Annotated in this window: 19 protein-coding genes; 13 read left to right on the top strand and 6 right to left on the bottom strand. The window is 64.4% G+C overall.

Annotated features, from left to right (window positions below; all coding sequences use genetic code 11):
• The first annotated feature begins 32 nt into the window (after positions 1–32).
• A complete protein-coding gene (locus tag AC0L3J_RS00700) occupies positions 33–542 on the top strand; it encodes a DUF2867 domain-containing protein (RefSeq protein WP_456767331.1) in 510 nt (169 codons plus the stop codon).
• A 230-nt stretch (positions 543–772) separates the two neighbouring features.
• Here AC0L3J_RS00700 and AC0L3J_RS00695 read toward each other — a convergent pair whose 3' ends face one another.
• Positions 773–1471 (bottom strand): outer membrane protein, encoded by a 699-nt coding sequence (locus tag AC0L3J_RS00695; RefSeq protein ID WP_473345514.1) that lies wholly within the window; start codon positions 1469–1471, stop codon positions 773–775.
• A gap of 363 nt (positions 1472–1834) precedes the next feature.
• Here AC0L3J_RS00695 and AC0L3J_RS00690 point away from each other — a divergent pair, with 363 nt between their 5' ends.
• Together AC0L3J_RS00690 and AC0L3J_RS00685 are read left to right on the top strand one after the other, a co-directional pair.
• A complete protein-coding gene (locus AC0L3J_RS00690) occupies positions 1835–2371 on the top strand; it encodes a P-loop nucleotide/nucleoside kinase family protein (protein ID WP_473345513.1) in 537 nt (178 codons plus the stop codon).
• Positions 2372–2930: 559 nt separating this feature from the next.
• Complete coding sequence (locus tag AC0L3J_RS00685) at positions 2931–3236, top strand: hypothetical protein (RefSeq protein WP_473345512.1); 306 nt, start codon at positions 2931–2933, stop codon at positions 3234–3236.
• Between the two features lie 498 nt (positions 3237–3734).
• Here AC0L3J_RS00685 and AC0L3J_RS00680 read toward each other — a convergent pair whose 3' ends face one another.
• Entirely contained in the window at positions 3735–5756 is a 2022-nt protein-coding gene (locus AC0L3J_RS00680) for a YgiQ family radical SAM protein (protein ID WP_473345511.1), read from the bottom strand.
• A 266-nt stretch (positions 5757–6022) separates the two neighbouring features.
• Between AC0L3J_RS00680 and AC0L3J_RS00675 the strand changes: the two genes are divergently transcribed.
• Positions 6023–6187, top strand: a complete 165-nt coding sequence (locus tag AC0L3J_RS00675) for a hypothetical protein (protein WP_007597654.1) — start codon at positions 6023–6025, stop codon at positions 6185–6187.
• Positions 6188–6193: 6 nt separating this feature from the next.
• Here the strand turns inward: AC0L3J_RS00675 and AC0L3J_RS00670 are convergent, their stop codons facing one another.
• On the bottom strand, positions 6194–6859 hold the full coding sequence (locus tag AC0L3J_RS00670) for a GntR family transcriptional regulator (RefSeq protein WP_456767337.1): 666 nt from the start codon (positions 6857–6859) through the stop codon (positions 6194–6196).
• Between the two features lie 8 nt (positions 6860–6867).
• Complete coding sequence (locus AC0L3J_RS00665) at positions 6868–8280, bottom strand: FAD-binding oxidoreductase (RefSeq protein ID WP_473345510.1); 1413 nt, start codon at positions 8278–8280, stop codon at positions 6868–6870.
• Between the two features lie 118 nt (positions 8281–8398).
• Between AC0L3J_RS00665 and AC0L3J_RS00660 the strand changes: the two genes are divergently transcribed.
• From AC0L3J_RS00660 to AC0L3J_RS00635, 6 genes are all read left to right on the top strand, one after another.
• Entirely contained in the window at positions 8399–9283 is an 885-nt protein-coding gene (locus AC0L3J_RS00660; protein WP_473345509.1) for a dihydrodipicolinate synthase family protein, read from the top strand.
• A 206-nt stretch (positions 9284–9489) separates the two neighbouring features.
• Entirely contained in the window at positions 9490–11817 is a 2328-nt protein-coding gene (locus AC0L3J_RS00655) for a TonB-dependent siderophore receptor (RefSeq protein ID WP_473345508.1), read from the top strand.
• 2 nt (positions 11818–11819) lie between these two features.
• Complete coding sequence (locus tag AC0L3J_RS00650; protein ID WP_473345507.1) at positions 11820–13016, top strand: PepSY-associated TM helix domain-containing protein; 1197 nt, start codon at positions 11820–11822, stop codon at positions 13014–13016.
• A 78-nt stretch (positions 13017–13094) separates the two neighbouring features.
• Positions 13095–14327 (top strand): rhodanese-like domain-containing protein, encoded by a 1233-nt coding sequence (locus tag AC0L3J_RS00645; RefSeq protein ID WP_473345506.1) that lies wholly within the window; start codon positions 13095–13097, stop codon positions 14325–14327.
• Positions 14328–14426: 99 nt separating this feature from the next.
• Positions 14427–15671: a phosphoglycerate dehydrogenase gene (gene serA / locus AC0L3J_RS00640; protein WP_473345505.1), complete on the top strand. Its 1245-nt coding sequence runs from the start codon at positions 14427–14429 to the stop codon at positions 15669–15671.
• 82 nt (positions 15672–15753) lie between these two features.
• A complete protein-coding gene (locus AC0L3J_RS00635) occupies positions 15754–17415 on the top strand; it encodes a tannase/feruloyl esterase family alpha/beta hydrolase (protein ID WP_473345504.1) in 1662 nt (553 codons plus the stop codon).
• A gap of 21 nt (positions 17416–17436) precedes the next feature.
• On the opposite strand, the gene AC0L3J_RS00630 is transcribed toward AC0L3J_RS00635, so the two are convergent.
• Entirely contained in the window at positions 17437–17961 is a 525-nt protein-coding gene (locus AC0L3J_RS00630) for an AAA family ATPase (RefSeq protein WP_473345503.1), read from the bottom strand.
• Positions 17885–19153 (bottom strand): ATP-dependent Clp protease adaptor ClpS, encoded by a 1269-nt coding sequence (locus AC0L3J_RS00625; protein ID WP_473346046.1) that lies wholly within the window; start codon positions 19151–19153, stop codon positions 17885–17887. The genes AC0L3J_RS00630 and AC0L3J_RS00625 overlap by 77 nt, the downstream gene beginning before the upstream one ends.
• A 166-nt stretch (positions 19154–19319) precedes the next feature.
• Between AC0L3J_RS00625 and AC0L3J_RS00620 the strand changes: the two genes are divergently transcribed.
• From AC0L3J_RS00620 to AC0L3J_RS00610, 3 genes are all read left to right on the top strand, one after another.
• Positions 19320–19769 (top strand): MarR family winged helix-turn-helix transcriptional regulator, encoded by a 450-nt coding sequence (locus tag AC0L3J_RS00620; protein ID WP_473345502.1) that lies wholly within the window; start codon positions 19320–19322, stop codon positions 19767–19769.
• The gene (locus tag AC0L3J_RS00615) at positions 19766–20536 is read left to right on the top strand and encodes an enoyl-CoA hydratase (RefSeq protein ID WP_473345501.1); all 771 of its coding nucleotides are present in this window, start codon (positions 19766–19768) and stop codon (positions 20534–20536) included. Before AC0L3J_RS00620 ends, AC0L3J_RS00615 begins: the two co-directional genes overlap by 4 nt.
• A gap of 134 nt (positions 20537–20670) precedes the next feature.
• Positions 20671–22752: a methyl-accepting chemotaxis protein gene (locus AC0L3J_RS00610; protein WP_473345500.1), complete on the top strand. Its 2082-nt coding sequence runs from the start codon at positions 20671–20673 to the stop codon at positions 22750–22752.
• Positions 22753–22814 lie beyond the last annotated feature (62 nt).

The following is a 22814-nucleotide window of genomic DNA, read 5'->3' as shown; positions in this document are numbered from 1 at the left end:
ACGCCCCTCTCCAGCATGCGGTACCTGATCCCATGACAAAAGCGCGCGCCGTACCCATGCCCAGCAGCAGCGTGCTTGCGCCGCTTTACGCGGGCGCGGACCTTTTGGACGCCTTTGCAATTCAACTGCCGGCGGGCGCCAGCGATGATGTAGAGGTGCTGGCACGCGCCGCGCTCGAGCGACAGGCGTGGTGGATTCGTGCGCTCACGCGTGTCCGCGACGTGGTGATGGCGACATTCGCTGTCAAATCGTCGCGCGCCGTCGGTCTTGCCGCGGCGGCGCGTGGGCCGGTTATCGGCTTCTTCCCTGTGCTGTCAAAGACTGCGACGGAGTTGGTCGTGGGCGCGGATGACCGGCATCTCGACTTCCGCGTCACCATTCAACTTCGCGCCGATGCAGCAAATGGGCGCGAGCTGGTCGCGGGCACGGTGGTGCATTGCCATAACCGACTGGGGCGCATCTATCTTGCGACGATAGCACCGTTTCATCGCGTGATTGTGCCGGCCAGTTTGGAACAGGCGGCAAGAGCAATGAAGAATTGAGCATGCTTTGGTGGTCGTGACCGGCTGCGGTCGACGAACGAGCCGGCTTCTGGCCCTCGCTGACTTGCCGCGCGCAATTTGTCGAGGGCCGCTTGTGACCCGCAGCTGACCTCAAGTGTTTCTGGAGAGCTTGGCAAAACAATGCAAGGCGCCAACTCGCGCCAGCTATTTCCGGCTTAGCAGGAAGGGCCAGCCCGTATGGCTGGCCCTTAAGGATATTATGTAAGCCGTCAGTAACGAGAAGCCGACGCGGCACCCCAATTGAACCGGTAGTTCAGGCCGGCCTTGATGGTGTGCTCGTCATTGCGGAAGCCAACGGCGGTAACAACACCACCGGCGCTGGTGAAGAGAGCGTTCCGCGTGCCAAAGTCGTAGTACTGGTATTCGACCTTGCCCGACCAGTTCTGGGCGAACATGTATTCGAGACCACCGCCCACGGTGTAGCCGTCGCGACCACCACCGTTGTTGGTGAAGGTGCCGCCGCCAAAGCCGTTAGTAAGGCGGGAGTCAGCCCAGGCATAACCACCTTTGACGTACAGCAGCGCCGGACCCCAGGTGTAGCCGAGGCGACCGGTGACCGAACCGAGCCCACGGTTGACGAAGGCATTGTCATTGGTGTCGAGGAAGCTGTAGTTCGCTTCAATGCCCAGCACCCAGTTCGGCGAGAACTGATGGTCGTAACCGACCTGCACGCCGCCCATGAACACACCGTCGTTGCTGCTGGTGCCGGTGAAGCCGGGGGCCAGAATGTTGTTGCTGCCACCGAATGCGCCGCCGACGTGACCGCCGATGTAAAAGCCGGTCCAGTTGTAAATCGGCGAGGCCTCGATCGGTGGGGCTTTGGTGTAAGGACGCGCGGCCATATCAGCCGCAGATGCTGTACCCGCTAGGGCAGCGAAAGCGACAGTAGCGAGAAGGAACTTTTTCATTTCGAGTCTCTCAGGTTTAAATAACGTGTGCCAAACGCTACCCCAACTCACTGAATTTGCTGTAGCGCGCCAGACACACGTGGCCGATCTGCTTGAGGAGCGCTCTGGTCATTTGTTAATTGAGGAACCATGTTGCCCGGAACCGGGCGTCTGAGCTACGAGTTCCGTGGTCCGCCATCGCGAAGGACTTATCATTGTGCATTCCAAAGCCCCGGCATGATCCAGAACTTGTTGTGCAGTTCATACTGGAAGCTCATCGCCCCGGGATGTCGCATCTTGTCCGCTAGCTGACTTGCCGCACGCAGCCGGTGGGGACCCCTGATGACCCATTGCGGACTTCCGAATGCCGGCCGATGGTGTCGCATGACAAGCCGTCCACCTGTGCTGATAGTCTTTGGCGGCCTTCCCGGCACGGGCAAGACAACAGTTTCTCGGGAGCTGACCAGACGTCTCGCGGCCACGTACCTTCGTATCGATGCCGTTGAGCAGACGCTACGGACCGCAGGTCATACGGTCGGCGCGATGGGCTATGTGGTAGCCGCCGCACTCGCGGCTGAAAATCTCGAGCTTGGTCGCATCGTTGTTATAGACTGCGTTAATCCAGTCCTGGCAAGCCGTGTCGGATGGCGACAGATCGCCGCTCAGAAGGTGGCATGCGTCGTTGAGATCGAAGTGGTTTGCAGCGACCCGATCTTGCATCGACAACGAGTGGAAACGCGCACCTCAGACATCAGCGGCCTCAAGCTGCCAACGTGGGCTGAGGTAGTGAACCGAGACTATGAACCGTGGGATCGAGAACACCTGGTGCTCGATACGGCCGTTAGCTCGCTCGATCACCTGCTCGAACAGGCGGAGACGTATGTTCGCGCCCAGACTGGTGAGTCTCCTCTTGGCCCATAGCTGACCTGCCGCGAGCAGCCGGTGCAGGACCGCTTGTGACCCAAAGCGGTCTTCGACACTTCTGTGCTAAGGTCGTCTCACAGACCTTCGATCCGGCTTGGATTTCGTTGATTTTGGACCCTGCGGCTATGACAGACGATAAAATCCAAAGGGGAGTTCTCAAGATCAACGCGCTTGGCAAAGCGGCGCGTGAGCCTCCGCCGATCACACGAGTGCCGATGCGCTCGGGGGAGGAACTTGATCCCGTGGCTCGTCAAATATCATTGGATCGCCACCTCATGCAGAGATTTTGAGAAGTTATGGGGTGCGGGGACGAGGAGCGCGCGCGGGCGATGGTCGATGAAGTCCGGCTTATCGCCCAAACAATCGACCCGAGCATCAGCTACGCCGAGGGTGCCCGTGTAACTGTCTGCTTGATGCAGATCGATCACGATCAAGACAAGGATGGATAGGCCCGGTGCTGTCCGGTTGTGGCCCAAACCGGACGGATGAGCTTACCCGCATTTGGGCCCCATTGTGGGAGTTCACTTGCGCGGTTCTCCTATCAATGGATGCGCAAATGAGAATTGCGGTAACGCTGTTGCTTGCAATCGTGCCTTGGTCGGCTTCGGCAGAGATAGGGCAAAACGAGAAGCTGCGCGAGATCATTACCAATCTCAAAGCTTGTGTCCGAACGCACGCACCTGAGGTTCAGGAGCCCGCCGACAAGGTAAGCGGCAATGCCCTCGACTACTTCATCAAAGTGTGTAGTCCTCCCCTAGCTGATCTTGACCCAGCAAAAGTGGGCGCTGCCCCTCCTGGCGTACTTCGAGTGACGATTACAGAAGAGTGGAACACCATCGCGGGAGAGACACGCACACGCTGAGGGTCAACGGCTTCGCTCTTGAATGTCGCCTTTTGGCCCGTAGCTGACTCACAAAGTCGGACTGGCCATATCCGGTTTCGCGGACAGAGCGGACACCGCCTACCCCGCGATCGGCTTTACGACTACGCTCCCCGGCGCATCAGGGTGCACCGATGCCTGCTGTGTTGAATGGATTCAGTCGGGAGACCGATCGCTTCGAGCCTGCGCGCGGGACGCGGTGTGAAGCTCGAGGAAATCGATACGGAGTAGCGGTTGGGGCTCGCCCTGCCACGCGTGCCGCGACAATGGCATCTTGCGCCTGTTTTGCCCGACGAGTCAATATTTCGTTAAAAGCTAATTTTCGTTTTCCGTTGTCTCATCCGGCGGATTCAACGGATTCGTCAACCGCCTAAGCCATTGATCCCGCTTATGCCGGCTACTGTGCATGGGGTTGTTTTGAGTGTTTTTGTTTGAGGGCACACAGTGCGAGGCTGAACCGGACCTGGTCCGGCTCGCCCGCTACTTCATCACCCGCAGATTCTTGGTCGTGAACCGCTGCGTCTTGCCGCCGGGACGAACCGGCCGCCGCGTGCCGGCGGCCTTGCCGGTGCCGGGTGGCTGGTGCGCGGGGACCAGCTGGTCGGGGCGCGAGCCGATCAGATCGGCGCGGCCCATCTCTTTCAGCGCTTCACGCAGCACCGGCCAATTGTCGGGGTCGTGGTAGCGCAGGAACGCCTTGTGCAAGCGGCGCTGGCGCAGGCCCTTGATCGCCTCGACCTTGTCGCTGCCGCCGCGCCGCACGCCGCGCAGCGGGTTGACGCCGGTGTGGTACATCGCGGTCGCGGTCGCCATCGGCGAGGGCAGGAAGGTCTGCACTTGATCCGCGCGGTAGCGGTTCTTCTTCAGCCACAGCGCGAGGTTCATCATGTCCTCGTCGGTCGTGCCCGGATGCGCCGCGATGAAATACGGGATCAGATAATATTTCTTGCCGGCCTGTTCGGCCGCAGCATCGAACATCCGCTTGAACTGGTTGTAGGCGCCGATGCCGGGCTTCATCATCTTGTCGAGCGGCCCGCGCTCCGTATGTTCAGGCGCGATCTTCAAATAGCCGCCGACGTGATGGGTGACGAGCTCCTTGATGTATTCGGGGCTCTCGACCGCGAGGTCGTAGCGCACGCCGGAGGCGACCATCACCTTCTTGATGCCCTTGGTCTCGCGCACCTTGCGATAGAGCCGAATCAGATCGTCATGCGAGGTGTTGAGGTTCGGGCAGATCTCCGGGAAGACGCAGGAGGGCCGCCGGCACGCGGCCTCGACCTTCGGGTCCTTGCATGCCATCCGGTACATGTTGGCGGTGGGACCGCCGATGTCCGAGATCACGCCGGTGAAGCCGGGCGTCTTGTCGCGGATCTTCTCGATCTCGCGCAGGATCGAGCCCTCGGAGCGGTTCTGGATGATGCGGCCCTCGTGCTCGGTGATCGAGCAGAAGGTGCAGCCGCCGAAACAGCCGCGCATGATCGTCACCGAGAACTTGATCATGTCCCACGCCGGGATCTTCGCGTCGCCGTAGGACGGATGCGGAGCGCGCGCGTAGGGAAGATCGTAGACCGCGTCCATCTCCTCGCTGGTCAGCGGGATCGGCGGCGGGTTGAGCCAGAGATCGCGGTCGCCGTGACGCTGCACCAGCGGCCTCGCATTGCCCGGATTGCTCTCACGGTGCAGCACGCGTGACGCGCGGGCATAGGCCTCCTTGTCCTGCTCGACCTGCTCCAAAGCGGGCAGCCGGATCACCGTCAAGCCTTTCGTCCGCGATGCGCCCTCGTCGGCGGAGTCGATATCGTCGGCGTGCAGTTCGACGTAGTCCTCAGGCACGCGGCGGAACAGCGCGACGCCCCTGATGTCGTCGAGTTCGCGCGGCGCCTCGCCGGCGGCAAGACGGTTCGCCACTTCGACGACGGCGCGCTCGGCATTGCCGTAGAGCAGCAGGTCCGCCTTGGCGTCGGCCAGCACCGAGCGGCGCACCTTGTCGGACCAGTAATCGTAATGCGCGATCCGGCGCAGCGAGGCCTCGATGCCGCCGAGCACGACCGGGACGCCCTTGAACGCTTCGCGGCAACGCTGGGCGTAGACGACGGTGCAGCGGTCCGGCCGCTTGCCGCCTTCGCCGCCCGCGGTATAGGCATCGTCGCTGCGGATGCGGCGGTCCGCGGTGTAGCGGTTCACCATCGAATCCATGTTGCCGCCGGTGACACCGAAGAACACCTTGGGCTTACCGAGTGCCTTGAACGGTTCGGCCGAATGCCAGTCCGGCTGCGAGATGATGCCGACGCGAAAACCCTGCGCCTCCAGCAGGCGGCCGATGATGGCCATGCCGAAGCTGGGATGGTCGACATAGGCATCGCCCGTCACCAGGACGATGTCGCAGGCGTCCCAGCCGAGCGCATCCATCTCGGCGCGGCTCATCGGGAGGAATGGCGCCGGCTTGTGCGGGCGTGCCTGCGCCATCAGGGGCTTTTCGGCGGCGATGATCTGGATGTCCATGGTGCATACGCATAGGACTCCAGGGCGGCGAATACAACCGACGGGCCCATGAAAGATCCGGTTCCGTGGCCGGCCGCCCGGGCGTGCGACCGCGTTAACCGTTCGCGGGCGCCGCCATCAGCTGTGTATACCTTCTCGGATCACGCGCAGGAACCAACTGCCCTCGCGAACATTCTGATGCAGGGTTTGCGCCGGCCCGGCTGGCGCGCGCTCGCGCCCGGGGTTTAGTATCGCCTCGATGTTCGCCTCTGGCGGATGGGGGAGCCGTGAGTACAGTCATAGAGAACTTGCTGCTTCGAAAGCAGAAGCTGGTTGAGCAGCTCGAGAAGGCGCCCACGGTCGAGGACCGCGACAAGATCGAGCACCAGCTCGAACAGATCAACACCGCGCTGGATTTTCTGGACAGGCCCGGCACGAAAGGCGCGCGGTAGCAGCGCTCAAACGATCTGCAGCGCTTTGGCGTAGACCACGCCCGAATTGGTGATGTGCGTGGTCATCAGCGTCGCGAAGGCGGCGAACTCGCCGCGCGCGAACAGATCGAGCAGCTTGCGATGCTCGTCGAAGGATGTGCGCGTGCGCACGTCGATCGGCGAAGTCAAATTGGTGCGGAGTGCAGCGACGCGGCTGGATGCGAGCTGATAGGATTCTGCGAGATAGCGGTTGCCGCAATGGGCGAACAGCGCCTCGTGGAAAGCGGCATCGGCACGCCCGTAGGCGATATTGTCCCTGGCCGCAATCGCCGGCTCCATTGCCGCGATCGCCTCGCTCATCGTCGCGGTCGCACCGGCGCGATCATGGTGGAAGGCGAGCTCGGCGGCCTTGGGCTCCAGCGCGATTCGGAACGTGCAGAGCGCGGTGATGTCTTCGGCGCTTGGCGTAAAGACAAAACTGCCGACCTGCGGGCGGATCACCACGAGGCCCTGCGCCTGCAGCTGACCCATCGCCTCGCGCACCGGCGTGCGGCTGACGCCGAAGGAGTTTGCCACCATCTCCTCCGAGATGGCGGCGCCGAGCGCGAACTCGCCGTCGATGATGGCCTGGCGCAGCCGCTGCATCACCCGCTGCGACAGCGATTTCGGTGCATCGAGCTTGAGCGATCGCATCGGCTCTCTCAGATCACCTTGCCGGGGTTGAGCAGATGATCGGGATCGAGCGCGGCCTTCAGCGTCCGCATCAGCGCGATCTCGGCCTCGCTGCGGGCATGACCCAGCCACTTCTTCTTCAGCGTGCCGATGCCGTGCTCGGCCGAGACGCTGCCGCCCATCTCGCGCACGAGGCCGTAGATGATCGCGTCCATCGCTTCCTTCGGCTGCCGCTCGACGGCAAGGCCGGTCACCCAGGAGACGAGATGCAGATTGCCGTCGCCGATATGGCCGTAATAGACGCTCTCGCAGCCCTCGATGCCCTCCGCGAGCGCGGCCTTGCAGCGCGTGACGAACTCGTCCATCCGCGCCACGGCGAGGCCGATGTCGTAGGAGATGTGCGGCCCCAGCACCTGGCCGAACTCGGCGCAGATGTCGCGCACGCGCCAGAAGCTCTGTGTCTGCGCCAGCGATTGCGCCACCGCTGCGTCGGCGAGCAGCCCGCGCTCCATCAGCTCTTCGAGCCAGCTTTGAAAGCGCGGCGCGTCGAGGCTCTCGTCGGTGCCCTGCGCTTCGACCAGCACGTAGAGGCCGTGGCCTGCGGCGACCGGCGGCTTGACGCCGGCGCGAGTCGTGATGACGTCCCAGTAATCCGGCCACATCACCTCGAATGCCGACAGCAGCGGGCCGAGCCCGCTTCGCGCGGCGCCGAGCAGCGCAATTACCGCGGCATAGTCCTCGAGCGCGCAGAGCGCGGCCATGGTCGAGCGCGGCTTTGGAAACAGCCGCAACACCACGCGGGTGATGATGCCGAGCGTGCCTTCCGAGCCGATGAACAGATGCTTCAGATCATAGCCGGCATTGTTCTTCATCAGCTTGTTGAGGCTGGTGATGATGGTGCCGTCGGGCAGCACGACTTCGAGCCCGAGCACCAGCTCGCGCGTCATGCCGTAGCGGATCACGCGGTTGCCGCCGGCATTGGTCGAGAGGTTGCCGCCGATCGCGCAGGAGCCGCGCGAGCCGAGATCGAGCGGAAAGAAGAACCCGGCCTCGTCGGCCGCCATCTGGATCGTCTGAAGCGGCGTGCCTGCTTTCACCGTCATCGTCATCGAGGCATGATCGATCTCCTCAATGCCGCTCATGCGCTCCAGCGAGATCGCGACCCAGCCTGCTTCAGGCGATGCGCCGCGGCACAGCCCGGTCAATCCGCCCTGCGGCACGAACGGCAGATGCGCCTGTCGGCAAGTCAGAATCGCATCCGCAACGCCTTGCGCGTCGACCGGGCGGATCACCGCGAGCGGCGTTTGCGGCAGGCTCGCGCTCCAGTCGTTGCAATTGCGCGCGGGCACGTCGGTGCCGACAAGCACGGCAGCCGCGCCGAGCCTGTCGCGCAGGGCGCCGAGCAGTCGGTCGGGCCGCTCGATGGGGGTCACCATGTTCATGCGAGACCTCCTCGGAATCTGGCTGCGTGTTATGTCCGCCATGACGGCGGAAAGGGTTTGCGCGTTTGTTGTATGTAAGGTACAAGGCGGAAAGTAAAGCAAAAACAAGGCTGGTGTGATGACCGAGGCAATTCGCGGGTTCTGGGTGGCGTCGGCGACGCCGCTGGCGACGGACGGCAGCGTGGACTCCGCAAAGCTCGCCGCCCACGCCAAGCAACTCTTCGATAAGAGCGTCGACGGTGTCGTGCTGTTCGGCACCACCGGCGAGGGCACCTCGTTCAATGTCGCCGAACGGGTCGCGACCATCGAAGCCGTGCTCAAGGCCGGCGTCGCGCCGGACCGCATTGGAATCGGCGGCGGCTTCCCCGCGATCAGCGACAGCATCGCGCTGACGCGCGCCGTGCTCGGTCTCGGCCTGCGTCACGTGCTGTATCTGCCGCCCTACTTCGACCGCAGCGTCAGCCCTGAAGGCATCGAGGATGCGTTTGCAGCGATCCTTGACGGCGTCGCCGACGATCGCCTGCGTGCCTACCTCTATCATATCCCGCAGATCTCGGGTGTCGCGATCCCGACCGCCGTCGCCGCGAATTTGCGCAAGCGCTACGGCAAGGTCGTTGCAGGCCTGAAAGACTCCAGCGGCGACTTCAAGCAGTTCCAGGCGTTCCGCGCCGCGGCCCCCGAGCTCGCCATCACCGTCGGCAACGAGGTTGACATCAGCCGCGCGATCGCTGTCGGCGGTGCCGGCACCATCTGCGGCATGGCCAACATCGCGCCGGAGCTGGTCAAGGCAATGATCGACGGCAAGGATGTCGAAGCACGCATGCAGGCTGCCGTGGACATCGTGGTGAAATCACCATCCTTCCTCACGACGCTGAAAGCCATCCTCGCGGCACAGACGGGCGATGCGAGCTGGCTGCGCGTGCGGCCGCCGCTCCGGGCATTGTCCGACGGCACCGCGCTCAAGCGGAAGCTCGACGAGCTGACGGCTCCCGCCGTCGCGTGAGATCGCACAAAGCCGCGACAGGTTGCCGCGAATTCGCGCGCTGCGTGTCGCGCTCGCTGCGCAATCAATCGAGGATTGCCGAATAGCGCGATCGGAATCTAGAACCATTCAACACTAGAGCGATTCAAGTCCGCTTGCGGTTCTCTTCACGTACAGCGGCTGTTAGACGCGCCAACTCCTGCGTCTGACTTGGAAGTGAATCGAAAGTGCGTGTCTACCTGGACGGCCAGCGCGTCAGCGGTCGTCGAACGCCTGCCGGCGACAGCCGCGCGGCTCTTCTCATCGGAGCGGCCGTGCTGCTCGCTGAATGTCCCTCCAGCACGACGAGCGCGCAGGCGCAATCGGCGCTGCCGCCGGTGACGGTGGAAGCGCCGGCGCCGCGGCCGAAAACGGCGCGCGCATCGGAAACATCTCAACGCCGGACGCAAGCGGCCGCACGTCAGCGCAGCCGCAATACCATCACCCCCGCGGCTCCGACGCCATCGGAACGCGCCGCGGCTGACGCCGCCGCGCAACAAGCCGCAAAGCTCGGCTACCGCGCGATGCCGAGCGCGACGACTCTGCGCAGCGGGGCCTCGCCGCTCGACACCTCGCAATCCGTCAATGTCGTGCCCGCGCAGGTTCTGAAGGACCAACTGCCGCGCAATATCGACGACGCGCTGGTCAACATCAGCGGGATCACCCAGACCAACACGCTCGCCGGCACCCAGGATGCCGTGATCCGCCGTGGCTTCGGCGACAACCGCGACGGCTCGATCATGCGCAACGGCATGCCGCTGGTGCAGGGGCGCAGCCTGAACGCCGCGGTCGAAAGCGTCGAGGTGCTGAAGGGGCCGGCATCGCTACTTTACGGCATCATGGACCCCGGCGGCATCGTCAACACCATCAGCAAGCGTCCGGAGCTCTACCAGCACGGTTCGGTCACGCTGCTCGGCTCGACCTTCGCGAACAATCGCAACGGCGCCGACGGCACGCTCGACATCACCGGCCCGATCGGCGACCAGGGACTTGCCTATCGCTTCGTCGGTTATGGTGTCAGCGAGGACTATTGGCGCAATTTTGGCCGTCACAGGGAAATGCTGGTGAACCCGTCGCTGGCCTGGTACGGCGACACCACGACGGTCCAGCTCACCTACGAGCACCGCGAATTCATCAGTCCGTTCGACCGCGGCACCGCGTTCGTCAACGGCGCTCCGCTGGCGATCCCGAAGACGCGCCGGCTCGACGAGCCCTTCAACAACATGTGGGGCACCTCCGACCTGGTGCAGGCCTCGGTCGAGCAGAAGCTCGACGACAATTGGAAGGTCACGGCGGCCTACAGCTACAACACCGAGACCTATAGCGCCAACCAGCTCCGCATCACCAGCGTCGACGCTAAAACCGGCGTCGAGAAACGCAGCAACGATGGCACCCAGAACTCGCTAAGCAACGCCAGTTACGGCACCTCCTATCTCCAGGGTGATGTCTGGGTGGGCGGCTTCCGCAACGAGATCCTGTTCGGCGGCGAAGCGCTGTATCGCACCATCGATCGTCGCGACCTGATCCGCCAGGCGACCGCCAACTTCAATTTCTACAATCCGGTCTACGGACTGATCTCGCCGGGCACGGCTGTTTCGCCAACGGACAGCGAACAGACCGACAAGCTCGGCACCCGCGGCTTCTTCGCTCAGGACACCTTCCATCTGACCAACTGGCTGTCCGTGGTCGGAGGCGTGCGCTGGATGGAATACGAGCAGCTCGCCGGAAAAGGCCGGCCCGTCTTCGTCACGAACACCAATTTGTCAGGCGATAAGGTGCTGCCGCTCGGCGGCGTCGTCGTCAAGCTGAACGAGCAGCTCTCCTACTACGTGAGCTATACGCAGTCGTTGAAGCCGACATCGGTCATCGCAGCGTTCACCTCCGGCTTTGTCGTCGACTCCACCATCGCGCCCGAAGAAGGAACGCAATGGGAGACCGGTCTGAAGTTCGATGTCAACAAGCGGCTGTCGGGCACCTTGGCCGTCTACGACATCCAGAAGAAGAATGTCCTGGTGCTGGATGACATCGGTGGAGGCAAGTCGGCGGCGCGCGCCTCCGGCGCGGCCAAGTCGCGCGGCGTCGAATTGGACGTGACCGGCAAACTGACTGATCAATGGAGCCTGATCGGCAGCTACGGGTATACCGATGCACGTTTGGTCAACGACCCCGTCGTCGGCAACGCCAAGTTGTTCAACGCCGCCATGAACACGGCTTCGCTCTATCTCGTCTACGATTTCGGCGATGCGCTGCCCGGACGTCTGCGGCTCGGCGGCGGCGCGCACTATGCCGGCGACCGGCCGGGCGACTCCCTCAACACGTTCTTCCTGCCGGCCTACACCGTCGCAGACGTCTTTGCGACCTACGACACGAAAATCGACAATCTGCCGGTGACCTATCAGTTCAACGTCAAGAACGTGTTCGACAAGCTCTACTATACGTCCAGTACCGGCAACGCCTTGAATGTCGCCATTGGCGATGCCCGACGCTTCTCGCTGTCGGCGACGGTGAAGTTCTAACGATGGCCGCGCTGCTGGGGCGTCACATCAAGGCCGCCCTCCACCAGATCCATTCCATCGCCGGCCTCATGCTCGCGCTGCTGCTTGCCGTGATCGCGTTGACCGGCGCGATCATGAGTTTTGAGGATGAGATCGTCGATCATCTCAACGCCGGCATCATGCAGGTCGCGCCGCGCCAGGCACCGGCGCTGATGCCGGACGAACTGGTTGCGCGCCTGACTGCGGCGCAGGATGTCGGCAAGGTCTCCGCCGTGACGCTGGCAAGTGATCCGTCCGCCGCGGTGCATGTGCGCTTCGCCCGCGACGAACGAGGCGCGCGGCCGTCCTCGCTCTATGTCGATCCCTATGACGCGCGCGCGTTGGGCGCACCGCGCGGCGAAGAGTTTTTCGCGACCGTGCGCAAGCTGCATCGCTGGCTGTTGGTTCCCGGCGACGCCAAGGGCTGGGGGCGTCAGATCACGGGCGTGGCCGCGCTCGGCTTGATCGTGATGCTCATCTCGGGCCTCGTGCTGCGCTGGCCGCGGCGTGCAGGCAGCGTGAAGATGTGGCTGAAGCCGAATCTCGGCCTCAGCGGACGCGGCCTCCATCGCTCGCTGCACGCGGTGATCGGCACCTGGGTCCTGCCGGTCTATCTGGTGATGACGCTGACGGGACTCTGGTACTCGTTCGACTGGTACAAGGACGGCGTCGTCTGGCTGCTGTCGCGCCCGCATGTCGCCGCCGCTAAGATGCAGCCGAAGATGCCTGCAAAGGCATCGCGCGCAGCCGGCGTCAGCGAGACGGCACAGCCGATCGGCTTTGATCGCGCGTGGGCCGCCTTCCTGCACGAAGAGGGCAACCGCTTCTCGAAGGCTCTGTTGACGCTGCCGGCCGGTTCGGGGACGGCGATCCGGATCCGCTCATGGGGGAAAGACTCCTCCCTCGACACCACCCGTGACGAATTCCGCATCGACGCCATAACCGGTCAGCTGGTCTCCGCGGAACGCTACGCCGACAAGACGTTCGGGGAGAAGATCATCGCGAACGTGCTCGACATCCACCGCGGCGCGATTCTGGGTTGGCCCGGCAAGCTCGCTTTCATGGTCGCCGCGGCGCTGATGCCGCTGTTCGCGGTCACCGGCGTCCTGCTCTATCTGTCGCGCCGCAAGCTGCGGCGCCCGGCGCAGCCGCGGCTCGGGCAGCTTGTTCCCGGCGAGTGAACGGGCAGCCGCAAAGGCTAGCCAACACTTCTGCAATCGTTCAAAAGCCCATGGCCAATCTTCGTCAGGGTTCACGCCATGAAGCTCACCTCCGTCACTCCCGCCGACATCCGCCGCGCATTGCTACTCCGCGAGGAGATCGCGCTGCTCGATCTCAGGCACGAGGCTGGTTTTGCGACGGGACATCCGCTGTTTGCCGCCAACATGGCCGCGGACCGGATCGGGATCGAAGCCGAGGTGCGGCTGCCGCGCAAGGACGTGGCGATCGTGCTCTATGACGACGGCGAGGGCCTCGTCACTGCCGGCGCCGAGCGGCTCGCCGCGCTCGGCTATACCAACCTCCGTGCGCTCAATGGCGAGCTGAAGGCCTGGCGCGACGCGGGTTATCAAATCTTCGAGGACGTCAACTCCTACTCAAAAGCCTTTGGCGAGCTCGTCGAGTCGCGCCGGCACACGCCCTCCTTCAGTGCCGACGAGGTGGCAAAACTCATCGCGGACAAGGCCAACATCGCCATCCTCGACGTTCGCCGCTTCGACGAATATGCCACCATGAACATCCCGGGCTCGGTCAGCGTGCCCGGCGCGGAGCTGGTGCTGCGGGCAGGGCAGGCGGCACCCGATGCCGACACCACCATCATCGTGAATTGCGCCGGCCGCACACGCTCGATCATCGGCACCCAATCGCTGATCAATGCCGGCGTCCCGAACAAGGTCCGGGCGCTGCGCAACGGCACCATCGGCTGGACGCTGGCGCGGCATACGCTCGGCCACGGTGCTAACAGGCGTGGCGCGATCGGATCGTTCGAAGGCGGCCCGGCTAATGCGCGCGACGTCGCCTATCGCGCCGGTGTGCGCCACATCGACGCGAGCGAGATGTCTGCGCTTGTCGCGCAGACCGATCGCACGCTCTATCGCTTCGACGTGCGTGACGCCGAGGAATATGCCGCCGGCCATCTTCCGGGGTTTCGTCACTATCCCGGCGGACAGCTCGTCCAGGAAACCGATATGGCCGCACCGGTGCGCGGCGCGCGCATCGCGCTGACCGACGACAAGGGCGTCCGCGCCGACATGACGGCGTCCTGGCTCGCGCAGATGGGCTGGGAGGTCTATGTGCAGGAAGGTGGCTATGACGGCGCGCTCGAAATCGGTCCGCCGCACGTCCTGCCCCGGCCCGACCCCGCCCACCGTTACCGCCGCCCCTATGAAGGCACCGGCGTCGACGAGCGCGCGATGCAGGCCTATCTCGACTGGGAATATGGCCTGGTCGAACAATTGCGTCTTGACGGCACGCACGGGTTTTACGTGATCTGACGACCGCCCCGCCATGTTCTCCCCGTATCCAAACCCTATTGTGCTGCGCATCCCCCGCGGTCTATGAGCTGCGGCGAAGCTGTAACCCACGGAGATTTCATGCCAGCCCCAGGCCGAAGCCCTGAGCGGAACGCGAAGGCGCTGCTGCTCGAAGGCGTCAACGACAGCGCCGTGGACCTGTTCAGGACTGCGGGTTTCACCAATGTCGAGCGCCTGACCAAGGCGCTGGACGGGGAGGATTTGCGGCGGGCGCTCAAGGGCGTGTCGCTGCTCGGCATTCGTTCGCGGACCCAGATCACCGATGAGGTGCTGGAGGCGGCCGACCAGCTTCTCGCCGTCGGCTGCTTCAGCGTCGGCACCAACCAGGTCGATCTGCTGGCGGCGCGCAAGCGCGGCATTCCGGTGTTCAACGCGCCGTTCTCCAACACGCGCAGCGTCGCCGAGCTCGTGATCGGCGAGATCGTGATGCTGCTGCGGCGCATCTTCCCGCGCTCGGTGTCGGCCCATGAGGGCGGCTGGGACAAGTCGGCGACCGGCAGCCGCGAGGTGCGCGGCCGCACCCTCGGCATCATCGGCTACGGCAATATCGGCTCGCAGCTCTCGACGCTGGCCGAGGCGATCGGCATGCGCGTGATCTATTTCGATCGCACCGACAAGCTCCGCCACGGCAACACCGAGCCGGTCGAGAAGCTGGAAGAGCTGCTGGCGCAGAGCGACGTCGTCAGCCTGCATGTGCCGGAGACGCCGGAGACATCAGGGATGATCGGCGAGAAGGAGTTGCGGGCGATGAAACCCGGCTCCCTCTTGATCAACAACAGCCGCGGCACCGTCGTCGATCTCGACGCGCTGGCGGGAGCTCTGCGCGACGGCCATCTCGCGGGTGCCGCGATCGACGTGTTTCCGGTCGAGCCGTCCTCGAATTCGGACCGTTTCAAGAGCCCCGTGCAGGGCCTCGGCAACGTCATCCTCACCCCCCATATCGGCGGCTCGACCGAGGAGGCGCAGGAGCGCATCGGCGGCGAGGTGGCACGCAAGCTGGTCGACTTTTTCATCACCGGCTCGACCACGGGGGCGGTGAATTTCCCGGAGGTGCAGTTGCATCTGCGTCCCTCCGGCGCGCGCTTCAGCCACGTCCATCGCAACGTGCCCGGCATGCTGCGCCGGCTCAACGAAGTGTTCCTCCAGCGCGACATCAACATCGCCGCGCAATATCTGGAGACCTCCGGCGACCTCGGTTACGTCGTGCTCGACGCCGACCTCGGCGGCCAAGATTCAGGCGCGCTGCTTGCGCAGATTCGTAGCCTCGAGGGCACCGTCGGCGCGCGCCTGGTGTTTGAGCACTAGCGTCATTGACGGCCGGTCGGAAGGCGCCTTGAATACAGCCTCCTGGCGGAACGAACGAGAACAGAAAGTGCAGGGGGAAACGATGGCGAAAGTGCGTGCGAAGCTGTGTGTATTGCTCGTGGGCGCAGTGACTGCACTGAGCGCGAATTCCGCTTTAGCAGTGACATTGCCTGAGGATGCGGACGCCGTCTGCAAGGGCCTGGTCGGCAGCACTGACGCCGTGAAGATCGATGCGGCGACGTTGCTGGCGCCATCGCAAATGGCCGTCGCCGAACGCGGCCCGACGCCGTCGGGGCGCGTCACGCCCGCCAATCCCGGCTTCTGCAAGCTGCTCGGCCATATCGATCCCACCGATCCCAAGGCGCCGCCGATCAGATTTCAGGTCAATTTGCCCGTCGAATGGAACGGCCGCTCGCTGCAATATGGCGGCGGCGGCTTCAACGGCGTGCTGATCACGGGCCTGACGCTGCCGCCGGCCTATCCCTTCGACAAGCCGTCGCCGCTAGCGCGCGGCTTCGTCACCTACGGCACCGATTCCGGTCACGAGTCCAAGCCCGGCGAGCCGCCGCAACTGTTCGCGCTCAACGACGAAGCCTTCGAGAATTTCGCCCATCGCGCCTACAAGAAGGTGCGCGATGCCGCCGTCGCGCTGATGCAGCGCGCTTACGGCAAGAGACCAGAGAAGATGTACTTCATGGGTTCGTCCGAGGGCGGTCGCGAAGGCCTCACCATGGCACAGCGCTACCCTGATGATTTCGACGGCATCTTTGCCCGCGTGCCCGTCATCAACTGGGTCGGCCTGCAGCATGCTGGCACCCGCTCGGGTCTCGCGACCATGGGTGACGGCTGGATTAATCCGGCGCAGGTGAAGCTCGTGGGCGATGCCGTGCGGGCCGCTTGCGACAAGGCGGACGGCTCCGATGACGCGCTGGTGCAAGATCCCGTGTCCTGCAAGGCGGCGTTCAAGGCGGAGACGCTGCGTTGCGCGAGCGGCAAGACGGGCGATCAGTGCCTCACCGACGCACAGATCAAGGCGATTGACACTCTGCATGCGACCTACAAATTCCCGTTCGCGCTTGCCAATGGTCTCGATGATTATCCGGGCTGGGGCGTGTCGGGCGAGGACACGCCGGCGGTTGGCCCGACCGGCGGCTGGGTCGCGTGGTGGCTCGGCACGGCGCCCCCGGCGCAGCCGCCCGCGCCCAATAACGGCATCGCCTGGATCTACGGTGCCGGCGGCATCCAATATGTGTTCGCGCGCGATCCCAAGCTCGACGTGACGACGTATAAGCCCGAACAGCACAAGGCGCGGCTGCTCGAGGTCTCCAGCCTGATGGATTCGACCGACCCCGATCTCAGCCGCTTCCGCGCTCGCGGCGGTCGGCTGATCATGCTCGAACATATGGCGGACTACGCGCAGAGCCCCTATGCCGGCATCCGTTATTTCGAGAACGTCGAACGCAAGCTCGGCAAGGCCGAGACCGCCGAGTTCGCGCGGCTCTACACCGCGCCCGGGGTCGACCATGTCGGCTCCGGCGCGCCGGCCAATGTCGACATGCTGAGCGCGCTGGTCGATTGGGTCGAAAAAGGCAAGGCGCCCGGCGATTTGGAAGTCGCCGAGCAGAAGGTCGAGGCGCCGTCCTTTGCGACGCTTCGCGCGCTGCCGCTGTGCCGCTGGCCGGCGTGGCCGCACTACAAGGCGGGTGCGGTAACGGAGGCGTCGAGCTTCACCTGCGCGCCGTAGCAGGCGCGCCACTTCGCAGCGTCACCCGGCGGCCATTGCCTGCGCGCCGCCGAGCAGCTGCGCGTTGAGCCGGCCCCCGGAGAACAGCATGTCGTCAAGGGCTTCGTCGATATCGGCGGAGATCACGGTGTTGCCGCCGTCCCGTGCGATGCTTCCTTGCGCTAGCCGCCGCATCAGCTCCTTAATGAAGGCGCAGCTCGTGCCCTCGCTGCGCCGGGCAGCCTCTGCGATCACTGCCCCCTCAAGCGGCAATCCCCTGCCGTAGAGACGGACCAGCTTGCCGCGGCCGGTCTCGTCGGGCAGCGGCACTTCGATGGCTTGATCGATGCGGCCGGGGCGCCCCGCGAGAGCTCCTTCGAGGTCCTCCGGCCGGTTGGTGGTCAGGACGAACAGGATGTCGGCATCTTCCTTCAGCCCGTCCATCTCATTGAGCAGCTTGTTCAGCATGGATTCCTCACACGGCCCCATGTCATCGCGGTCGCGGGCGATGAGATCGACATCCTCGATCACCACCATCGACGGCTGGAGCAGCCGTGCCAGGCTCATATAGGCGCCGAGCAGACCGATCTGCTCGGCCGTGATGATCAGCGTCGTATGCCCGGGCAAATGCGTTGCGAGATAGCGGATCGTGGGTCTTGCCAGTGCCCGGCGGCCCGTACAGCAAGATGCCTTTGCGTGTCGATTGACCCAGCCGGCGCAATTGGTCTCGGGTGTTGACGAAGGTCAGAACGTTGCGATCGAGCAGCCGCAGGGTCTGCTCCGGCAGGATCACCTCGTCGCGCGCGACCTGCGGCAAGCGATGCACCGTGATGCCGCGCGAGCGACCGCGATAGTCGGAGTCGGCATCGAGCGACAGGATCTTGCCGCGATAGGTCCGCGCAGCCTGTACGGCTTCTTCCAATTCATTGAAGCATTGCTGGACCAGAGCCGCGCCTGCGGAACCTGAAGGCACCAGGATCTCGATCCGAATTCCGGGCTCGCGACTGTATTCGCGGTGTGCGCAGAGCAAAACCGCATAGCGGAGATGATCCTGCTCACACAGCCATAGTCCGTTATCCAGACACTTGACCGGGCTCTTCTCGCCGACATCGACGTCGGAATATTGCAGCGGGGCAATCGCGATCGCATAGCGGCCCTCCTTGAGCAGTCGTGGAATCGACAGCGTTTCGTAGCGCTGCTCCTCGTTCAGTCCCACCAGCCGGATGGCCTTGCTGAAGAGCCGGTCGACCGCGGCTTGAAGATCGACCCGCATGTGGCCGGGAAATTGGCGGATCGTGGTCACGAGTTTGCTGCGCGCGGTGCTGGCAAGGTGCCAATCGAGAACATCGCAAGCAAAGTCGAAATCTTCCTCTTGTTCGTTCGAGGGTTCATCCGCCGCACGCATGCAGTCGCTGCACAGCCAGACCGTTCGGTCGCCGATACGCACGTCGGTCTGTCCCTCCGGCTTGCCACAGAGTTCGCAAGGAGTCTTGACCGCCTCTAGCGTGACCTGCAGTTGGTGGCCGGCCAATTCGATGGATTGTTGCGCAGATTTGAAAAGGGCTGCGGCAACCGATTGCGGGTAAGGTCCGCAAACCGCTTTTTCCTTCTGCTCGATCTGGGTGATGAGCGCGGTCGCTTCACGGTCTGATTTGCCGAAAACCTGCCGAAGCAGATCCATCACGAACTGGTCCGGCGTATCATCGTCATTATGAATTACGAGCTGGGTCGGCTGGTTCTCGCCACGCATACTGTTCATCACGAAAGGTCTCCGGGACAATCTATGATTGAATAGAACGAATAGGGAACATAAAAAGGAACGGCCGTCAAGCGGGACGGACGCGATAAATTGCGATCGACGGGCAGGGTCATCGGCCTCGCCGCCGTCCTTTGACAATCTGATCCGCTTCAATTATCTATTTCGTATGCGAAATAAAAAAGCCGGCGCGGGGCATCATCGGCTGATCTACCTGTTGAGCGTGGCCCAACGGCGCGTGCAGCGCTGGATGGCGGCGCAGCCTTCGAGCGAGGTCACGCCGGCGCAAGCGGGCCTGCTGTTCATCCTCGGCAAGCAGGACGGCGTCCTGATGGGCGAGGCCGGCGCGGCGCTCGACATGGGGCCGGCCGGCATCTCGGGGCTGGTCGACCGTACGGCGGCGGCTAAACTGGTTGAGCGGCGCGCGGATCACGAGGATGGTCGCGCCTGGCGCGTCTGGCTGACGCCGAAGGGCCGTGCGGCGCTCGCCCAGGCAAAGGCCAACGCGGCACAGGTCAACGCGGCGTTGACGGAAGGATTCACCAGCGCGGAGATCGATATCGTCGCGCGCTGGCTGACGAGCATTCAGGATAAATTCCCAAGAGGAGCGAACGAATGACTGACCAAGTCCGGATTGAGCACAACGGCGGAATTCTCACGCTCACGCTGGCGCGCCCCGACAAGAAGAACGCGCTGACGGATGCGATGTACGGCAAGCTCGCCGATGCCATCGAATCCGCCGAGTCCGATGCGTCGGCCCGTGTGATCCTGATCCGCGGTGAAGGCGATATGTTCACTGCCGGCAACGACGTTGGCGAATTCGCCGCGGTCGCAGCGGGCAAGTCGGAAGGAAGCCGCAACGTCGTGCGCTTCATCCAGTCGCTGGCGCGCTGCACCCGGCCCTTGGTTGCGGCGGTGCAGGGCCGCGCCGTCGGCGTCGGCACCACGATGCTGCTGCATTGCGACCTCGTCGTACTTGCCGACAACGCGCAATTGTCGACGCCCTTCGTCAGCCTTGCGCTGGTGCCGGAAGCCGCCTCCAGCCTGCTGATGCCGGCGCGCATCGGCTACGCGCGGGCCTACGAGATGTTCGCGCTGGGCGAGACCGTGCCGGCCAAGTCCGCGCTGGAATGGGGGCTCGCCAACCGCGTGGTGCCGCTCGACAAGCTCGATGCCGAAGCGCTTGCGCTGGCGCAGCGTCTTGCCCGTCAGCCGGCCGGCGCGCTCACCGCCACCAAGAAATTGATGCGCAATGGCGAGGCGCTGGTCGCGCAGATGAATGCCGAAGGCGAGCAGTTCGGACTGCGCCTGCGCACCGCCGAGGCGCGCGAGGCCTTCACGGCGTTCGCGGAGCGCCGCCTGCCGGATTTCACGAAAGTTGCGTGAGATCCGGGGCTGCAGGAAGGTCTGTCGGGCCGGGAAACTCACGGCAATTCGATTAAAACCTTAACGGAACATTGGCATGTCGCGGGCAAGGTGGCGCTCGTAAGAATAGGCCCCCGACCCAGGCCCCCGACACCATGGCAATGTTTAAGAAATCGGTAAGTTCGCTTCTCCTGACCTTGATGGCCCTGCTGGCCGCGGGGGCGCTGGCCTCCACGGCGATCCAGATGGTCGGAGCGTTCGGCCGCTACAGCGACAGCCTCGAGACCGCGCGGCTTGCCGCCGCGGACAAGGCGATCTTCCATGGCGTGCTGGCGCTGCGCAACAATCGCGGCGATGCGCAGAGCGCGATCCTCGGCGAGGATGATCCGCGTGCCAAACTCGAGGCAGCGGAGAAGGCCGAGCAGGGCGGCTATGACGCCATCGGCGCCGCGCTCGCCACCGTCGATTTCGCCCGCCGCGACGAACTCGCTGGCACATTGAAGCAGGGCTGGAGCGCCGCCGCACCGCAGTTCCAGCTGTTCTACGACGAAGCCAAGCGCCCGCGCGCGGAGCGCAAGATCGAGCGGACCAATTCCTGGTATGATGCCGTCACCAAGGTGATCGACACGGCCAATCTCGCCTCCACCGCGGTGTCGAACCGTGCCTGGATGAACGACCCCTTCATCGCCCGCATGATCCAGGTCCGGCGCTTCGCCTGGCAGGTGCGCGACCGTTATGGAATCCATTGTTCGTCCCTTCGCTCCAACGTCAACGGCAGCAAGCCGCTCGACGACGCTCAGAAGCGGTCAGTGGCGCAATGGGATGGCACGATCACCTCCGGCTGGGCGGGCATGTCCGAGTTGCTGGCTGCGCCGGACGTGGCGGCGGAGCTCGTGACGGCAGCAACGGACGCGAAGGCCAAGACCGACGGTGCCCTCAAGCAGATCGGCGACCTCACCAAGAATTTCGACGGCAGCGGCAAGCCCGCGATGCCCGCCTCGGAATGGAATACGCTGTGTCAGGCACCTTTCGCGTCCATTGTCGCGGTGGCGAACAAGGCGCTCGACCAGTCGATCGCGCGGGCGGAGACCGTGCAGGCCAAGGCGCTCACCAATCTTGTCGTGCAGTCGCTCGCGTTCCTGCTCGCGCTGGCCGTGACCCTGGCCGGCGTGTACGTGGTCCGCAACCGCCTCATGCGCCCGGTGCGTGCCATTCTGGACGCCATCGCCAAGATCAGCGCCCGCGACTACGCGACGCCCGTTCCGCAATCCAGGTATCCCGACGAGTTCGGCACCATGGCGGCCGCACTCGAAAGCCTTCGCGAGAGCGCGGCGACCGCGGAACGCCTGGGCCAAGAGCGCGAATCGCAGCAGGCGCTCCAGCTCGCCCGCTCCGGTACCGTCGATGCGGCCTGCCGCAGTTTCGACGACACCGTGCAGGCCGTCATTCACAGCGTTGCGGCGTCGACGAAGGAGCTCGACGCCACCGCGACCGACGTCCGCTCACTGGTTTCGGAATCGAGCAGCCAGACCGCAGCGGTCTCCTCCTCCGCCGAGCAGGCCACCAACAATCTCGAGACCATCGCGGCCGCGACCGAAGAACTCTCGGCGTCCGTCGGCGAGATCTCCGCGCAGGTGCAGGCCAGCGCACGCGAGGCCCGTGAAGCCGTGTCGCAGGCAGCGCAGACCAATGCGACGGTCGAGATCCTCGATCAGACCGCTGGCCGCATCGGCGAGGTCGTGAAGATGATCAACGCCATCGCAGGACAGACCAATCTGCTGGCGTTGAACGCCACCATCGAAGCCGCGCGCGCGGGCGAGGCCGGCCGCGGCTTCGCCGTGGTCGCCGGCGAGGTCAAGAGCCTCGCCTCGCAGACGGCGACGGCGACGGAAGAGATCTCCCGCCAGGTCGCGGAGATCCAGGGCGCCACCGGCCAGGCGGTCAGTGCCATCCGCGCGATCGGCGGAGCGATCAGCGGCATCGACGAGAAGATGACGGCGATCGCGGCCGCGGTCGAACAGCAGCGCGCGGCCACCACCGAGATCTCCCGCAATTTCCAGCAGGCCGCGCAGGGAACCCGCGAGGTCACCGACACCATCGGCAGCGTCGCCAGGCTCAACCAGGAGACGGGCAATGCCGGTTCGGTGCTGTCGGTGTCCGTGTCGAAAATGTCCGCCGACGCCGATCGTCTCCGCGTGGCGGTCGAGGGCTTTTTGGGCGCGGTGAGGACCGCATAACTTCGACAATCTTCCGTCCCACCGTCGCGCGATCGGCATTGCCGCCGATGCACGCGGCGGGT

It is taken from the genome of Bradyrhizobium sp. Kon37 (assembly GCF_055807535.1).
Note: the sequence above shows the minus strand (reverse complement) of the source record. Positions and strands in the feature narration are given on the sequence as shown.